We start from the raw sequence: 5,551 nt of genomic DNA on the forward strand, positions 1-5,551 counted from the left end.
CTAAGCCGAGTTTTCAAGGTGCTGCGCCGTCCACTTGGTTTTCGAGACTGGCCTTTTAATTCTAACGTAAAGCCAACCTAGAACGGCGGGGTTTCAGACGCAAATTTTCGATGATCGAGAATGGCTTTAGCTTGAATTAAAGCCGATCGCACTTGTTCAAAACCTGTGCCACCATAGCTATTACGGGCCGCTACCACCTGACGAGGAGCGATCGCGTCGTAGATATCGGCCTCAAAAGCCGGATGTAATTCTTGCCATTCCGTCAGGGTTAAATCTTTCAATAACTTACCCGCTGCCAAACTGCTTTTAACGACTTTCCCGACTAAATTATAAGCTTCTCGGAAGGGAATTCCCTTACTGGCTAAATAATCCGCCACATCCGTCGCATTAGAAAAATCTTCCGCCACCGCATTAGCTAATCGGTCGGTTTTAAATTGAATTCCGGTGGCTAAAAGTACCGTCATCGCTTGCAAACAAATCCGCACGGTTTTAACGCCATCAAATAACGCTTCCTTGTCCTCCTGCAAGTCTTTGTTATAAGCTAGGGGTAAACCCTTCATTAAGGTCAATAACGCCTGTAAATGCCCAAAAACCCGCCCTGTTTTGCCGCGCACCAATTCGGGAACGTCGGGATTTTTTTTCTGGGGCATAATGCTAGATCCCGTGGCACAACTATCGGTGAGAGTGATAAAACTAAATTCTTGGGAAGACCAGAGAATCATTTCTTCGCTCAAACGGCTCAGGTGGACCATAATCAGACTAGCGGCCGTCATAAATTCAATGGCAAAATCTCGATCGCTGACTCCATCGAGACTATTGTTATACACCTGCTCAAAATCGAGTAAATTGGCACTGTAATGACGATCGATGGGAAAAGTCGTCCCCGCTAAAGCGCCACATCCTAGGGGCGAAATATTAGTCCTGGCGCGAATTTCTCCTAATCTTTGGTGATCCCGTTCGGCCATTTGAAAATAAGCTAGGAGATGATGGGCTAAACTAATCGGTTGGGCGCGCTGTAGGTGGGTATAACCGGGGATCAGGGTTTCCAGATGGTTTTCAGCGTGATTGACTAAAGCTTGCTGAAAATTGCGAATTTCTTGCCTAATATCATCGATTTGTTGTCTAAGATACAGACGAATATCCGTTCCTACCTGATCATTCCGCGAACGGGCCGTGTGCAGTTTTTTGCCCACATCTCCCACGATCTCGGTTAAACGACGTTCCACGGCAAAATGCACGTCCTCTTGATCGATGCCGGGGTTAAAGTTGCCGGTGCGGTATTCTTGACGAATTTGTTCCAATCCAGAGACGAGACTATCTGCTTCTTCGGGGCTGATAATACCCGTATAGGCGAGCATTTTGGCGTGAGCGATCGATCCGGTGAGATCATACTCGATTAATTCGATATCAAAGCCAATACTGGCGTTAAATTCCACGATCGTAGGATGGAGACTACCTTCAAAGCGATCGCTCCAAGTTTTCTTTGCTGTCACTGTTTTCGTTAGATTATTGTGGATAAAGTTAACCAAAATATGCTGGACAATTTTGGGGAATAATCCGGCGCTGATAGCATTACCGCTTCAGGTTAGAAAAATCTCCAACTCTACAAACATAAGAATAGCAAGAATTGCTCGCTCTGGCTGAATGCTGATAGGCGAAAAGCTAATAAGAAGTAAAACCTCGAAACATATAACCGACAATCAAACCGATTAATAGGGCCCATGCTTGCCCAGTTTTGACGAAATTTGAGAAGGATTTCTGGACATTCCCGATGATATCCACGTCTTGCTCCGAAATAGTCATCAAGACATTGGTAAGAGGCGAAAAGTCGATCGAGACAGATAGATGATGGAAGATGTCGATCACGATGGCATTCCTCAAAAACGAAAATCTACAGAACAAGTTAACATGAAAACGACTAAATTAAAACCACTTTTGTCTCCCTGGTGCTGAGTTGGAGGGGAGGTCACTTTCAAGATGATTGAGATTGCTGGTAATAGGCTAATAGTAAATTACCCGCTTTTGCTAAATTTTGCCCAAAGGCGATAATTCCTTCTTCATGACCACTCATCACTAAAATTTGTTGCTCCTCTAGACGATCTTCTTGACATAAACGGATAATTTCTGCGGCCATTTCTGGGGTTCCATAGGCGATATTTTCTTGGGTGGTCGGCACTCGATACATCAAATTTTGCCACAGGGGGCGATGGTGAATATGAATCACCCCATTAATCTGGGGATTCGCTTCATAAATTGCTCCATGGGTGAGAGTTTCTGAAGAAGCGGCGATTGTTCCCCGACAAGTGACCCGATTTTCTTTCCAATCGTAGTCTATAACTCTGGTGTAATGGGATTCATTTAATACCGGTATTCCCCCGGTGTTAGTGCCAGAAATAATAATTTCTTTGTCTATTTTCCCTCGTTGACTCACATTCCCAAAACCGATTCCGTTATCGTATTGACCGATTAATCCCAGTCGATAGAGGCGATGGCGCCAATAATTTAATTCTGCAATCTCTGAGCTTATTAAGGGATGGTCAGGAATCCAAGTACAATTGTATTTAACGTAGCCTTCGTCAATCATAGATTTTTCTGAAAATATTCGGGATAACTTTGACAAACTTTCTGCAAAAAGTCCTGGAGAGGATAGGAAATATTGGCGATATAATTATCTTTAATTACTTGGGAAAATAGGGGTAAAACTTCCGTGTCTAAGGCGGGGTTAAATAAGTTGATAGGTAGAATTAAATCGGAACATTCCCGCACATCAATGGTCTCAAAATTATCGGCTATAATTAACCAAAGAGGACGCACCCAAAGAGCCGAACGACTTTCGATCACCTGAATTACTTCTCCGTATAAAGTTCGATTTTTGCAGAATAAACTAACAATTTGATGGGGAGTGAATGTGTTCATAGACAATTCTAGTTTTCCTCGATCAGCTAAGACGCATTTTAACCGCTTATTCTTAGATTAGCCGAATCTCCCCCCAATCTCTTTACTGTTGCAAGAGTGCAAGAGGAAAGAGTATCTCATCTCCACAAGCAATTTAAATGCGCGGGCAGCTTATCTTTCACTGATCACTGAAAAAAGCTTGCCACTTGCCGCTCCCTTGCCAGATTGGGAAAAAACTCCGTTAGAATACGGGAAGCCGTTTACAAAACGATACAAAATCATGACCGTTGCTTACCCTCGTAAATTCAAGAAGACGATGAGCGCTCGCGACATCATGAAGCGTGTCATTAGCGATTGCGAAATTCATCTTGTCACCCTCAACCGTTACCGCTACAACGAACAACGTAGCTGTAAAGACCTGACCGAACTGATCGAAACCTTAGACGGACAACCAAAAGAACTGATCCAGGAGCTTTCCCGTCACGTCGCCGATGAGGCCCGCCATGCCTACTGGTTAACCGATTTATTAATCGAATTGGGGGCCGATGTGGGGAAACCGCCGGGGTTGTCCTATATCGATGAATTTGAACGTCTTCTCGATCAAGATCAATTCCAAGGCGAAGAACAAAGGGAAGATGGACTGATTGCGGCCCTAGCGGCAATTAACGTCACGGAAAAACGGGGATGCGAATACTTTGCCGCCCATATTTATGCCCTCAAAGCAGGGGAACAAACCCCGGAAAATCTGAAAATTCAGGAAACGATCGCCAAAATTTTTCCTGAAGAAGCGGGTCATGTGCGTTGGGGCAATCGTTGGTTAGCCAAAATTGCCCAAAAAAGCCCCGAACATCGGCAAAAAGTCGAAAAAGCTAAGACCAAATACTCAGCGATCGAACAGGCCGCCTATGAATCGGGTATGGATATCACCCTCGGGGCAGAATTGCGCCGCGTCGGTCATTTAATGGAAATCGCCGCCACTATGCCGCTTTGGGAACGTCCTCAATATCTGATGGAACGTTTACCCCAATCCCTTCTCGACCCGAAATTACAATTATTCCGGGTAGAAGCGGCGCAAAAAGCCTGGAATCGTGATCCACAAATGTTTATGGAACGCTTTTTACCGATGTTTTTTAATGCGGACGGCAATATCGGCAAAAAAGAGAAAGTCAACTAATTTAACCTTGATTTTCAGGGGCAATCATTCAGCGATCGCCGAAGAAATGTTCAGCGAGGATCGAGAAAATCAGCTATTGTTTTAAATAGGGGTGAGTTCTCGGCTTTAAGGTCAGAGAAACACCACTTTTTTACTGTTTATTTTGACTTTTCTTTTTTAGATTATGCGTCTTTTAGCTGCCTTTGATCGCTACCCCGATAGTGTATCTTTAACCCTAGAACCAGTAGCCACCGACTCGCAAAAATTTGATTTATATTTAACTTTACACCTACAAGCTCAAATTCAATCTCTCCTCGGCGGGGAAATCAAATGGGGTCTAAAAGGAGGAAAATTAGATTTTGTTTTAGTTAATTGTCACCTAGCACCTAATCCTCTTTCGAGTCAAGAGTTATACATAAATCGTATTAATAATCATCAATGGCGGTTATCTTTCAAAAGTCCTCAGTCAATATTTACAGGAGCGATCGAAAGGATTAACCTAGGAACCGTCAGTGTGGAGGAAGAACCTTATCATCTCACGGTGCAATTTTCGCTGACGGCTGCCGATATCTGTATCACGGAAACATCGGGATTATGGAAACACGATCTAAGTCCCAATAAACATAGTATTTTAGAGCGAAAGTTAGCATTTTTCCTAATGGAAAATCAATTTTATGCTTTTTTGAGTCGTATTTCTTTGGGTTCATCGCAGGTAGAATTAGATACTGTTCTGGTTGAACCGCAACCGGCAGCATCAGAAAATTTAGAGAAATTGCAGGCACAAATCGAGGGAATTTATGCTTCTGTTACTGATGATTTTCTCGAACTGGCCCAATTAGCTGAACTGGATCCCCTAACGGATTTTACCGGGGCAAATCTCTTGGCAGCGGAATTAAGTGGCATATCTTTAGGCATGGCTAATCTCTATCAAGCGAATCTGCGGGGGGCCAATTTAACCGATGCTGATTTAAGTGAAATTAATGGCAGTCATGCTAGTTTTAAGGGAGCGGATTTAAGCGGAGCCTTATTAGCTAATGCCGATTTAAGTTATGCTGATTTTTACCGTTCTAGTTTGGCTTTAGCTAATTTAATTGGCTCCAATTTAGAAGGAGCTAATTTGGTTGAAGTCAACATCACTCAAGCGAATTTTAGCGGGGCAAAAGTGAAGGGGGCAAAGTTTGCCGATAATGTGGGTATGACCGAGGAATTGCGGGAAAATTTACGCTTGCGCGGGTCTTTCTGTGATTAGTCAACTATTTAGGGTTTGCTGAAAAAGTTTGTTGGTGGGGTTAGGAGTCAGGAGTCAGGAGTCAGGAGTCAGGAGTCAGTAGCTGGTCGTTTCAGGCTTTGTTGCCCTCTTTTTTTGTACCAATTTATGTACTACGAGAGGGATAATGCAAGGTTTTTGAGAGTCCCAATCGGATTTTCGCAGCATGAACATCGGATTTTAACAGGTCAAAAGCCTTATTTTAAAAGGGTTTTACCATTATTCAGCAAACCCTA

At 43.4% G+C, this 5,551-nt stretch carries 6 protein-coding genes; 2 read left to right on the forward strand and 4 right to left on the reverse strand.

The features are described from left to right. Positions 1–77: 77 nt before the first annotated feature. From argH to PX482_RS19840, 4 genes are all read right to left on the reverse strand, one after another. Positions 78–1,493, reverse strand: a complete 1,416-nt coding sequence (gene argH, locus PX482_RS19825; RefSeq protein ID WP_002759216.1) for an argininosuccinate lyase — start codon at positions 1,491–1,493, stop codon at positions 78–80. A gap of 169 nt (positions 1,494–1,662) precedes the next feature. Next, positions 1,663–1,866, reverse strand: coding sequence for a hypothetical protein (locus PX482_RS19830; protein ID WP_052277410.1), 204 nt, complete (start codon positions 1,864–1,866; stop codon positions 1,663–1,665). Between the two features lie 106 nt (positions 1,867–1,972). After that, a complete protein-coding gene (locus PX482_RS19835) occupies positions 1,973–2,584 on the reverse strand; it encodes a class II aldolase/adducin family protein (RefSeq protein WP_002759218.1) in 612 nt (203 codons plus the stop codon). Beyond that, complete coding sequence (locus tag PX482_RS19840) at positions 2,581–2,916, reverse strand: hypothetical protein (protein WP_002759220.1); 336 nt, start codon at positions 2,914–2,916, stop codon at positions 2,581–2,583. The genes PX482_RS19835 and PX482_RS19840 overlap by 4 nt, the downstream gene beginning before the upstream one ends. Positions 2,917–3,175: 259 nt before the next feature. Between PX482_RS19840 and PX482_RS19845 the strand changes: the two genes are divergently transcribed. Together PX482_RS19845 and PX482_RS19850 are read left to right on the forward strand one after the other, a co-directional pair. Further along, positions 3,176–4,069 carry a ferritin-like domain-containing protein gene (locus PX482_RS19845; protein WP_002759221.1) on the forward strand — a complete coding sequence of 298 codons (894 nt, stop codon included), beginning with the start codon at positions 3,176–3,178 and terminating at the stop codon, positions 4,067–4,069. A 163-nt stretch (positions 4,070–4,232) separates the two neighbouring features. Beyond that, positions 4,233–5,297: a pentapeptide repeat-containing protein gene (locus PX482_RS19850; RefSeq protein WP_288122912.1), complete on the forward strand. Its 1,065-nt coding sequence runs from the start codon at positions 4,233–4,235 to the stop codon at positions 5,295–5,297. Positions 5,298–5,551: the final 254 nt, after the last annotated feature.

This window comes from Microcystis sp. M53602_WE12 (assembly GCF_030065455.1).
GTDB lineage: Bacteria > Cyanobacteriota > Cyanobacteriia > Cyanobacteriales > Microcystaceae > Microcystis > Microcystis aeruginosa.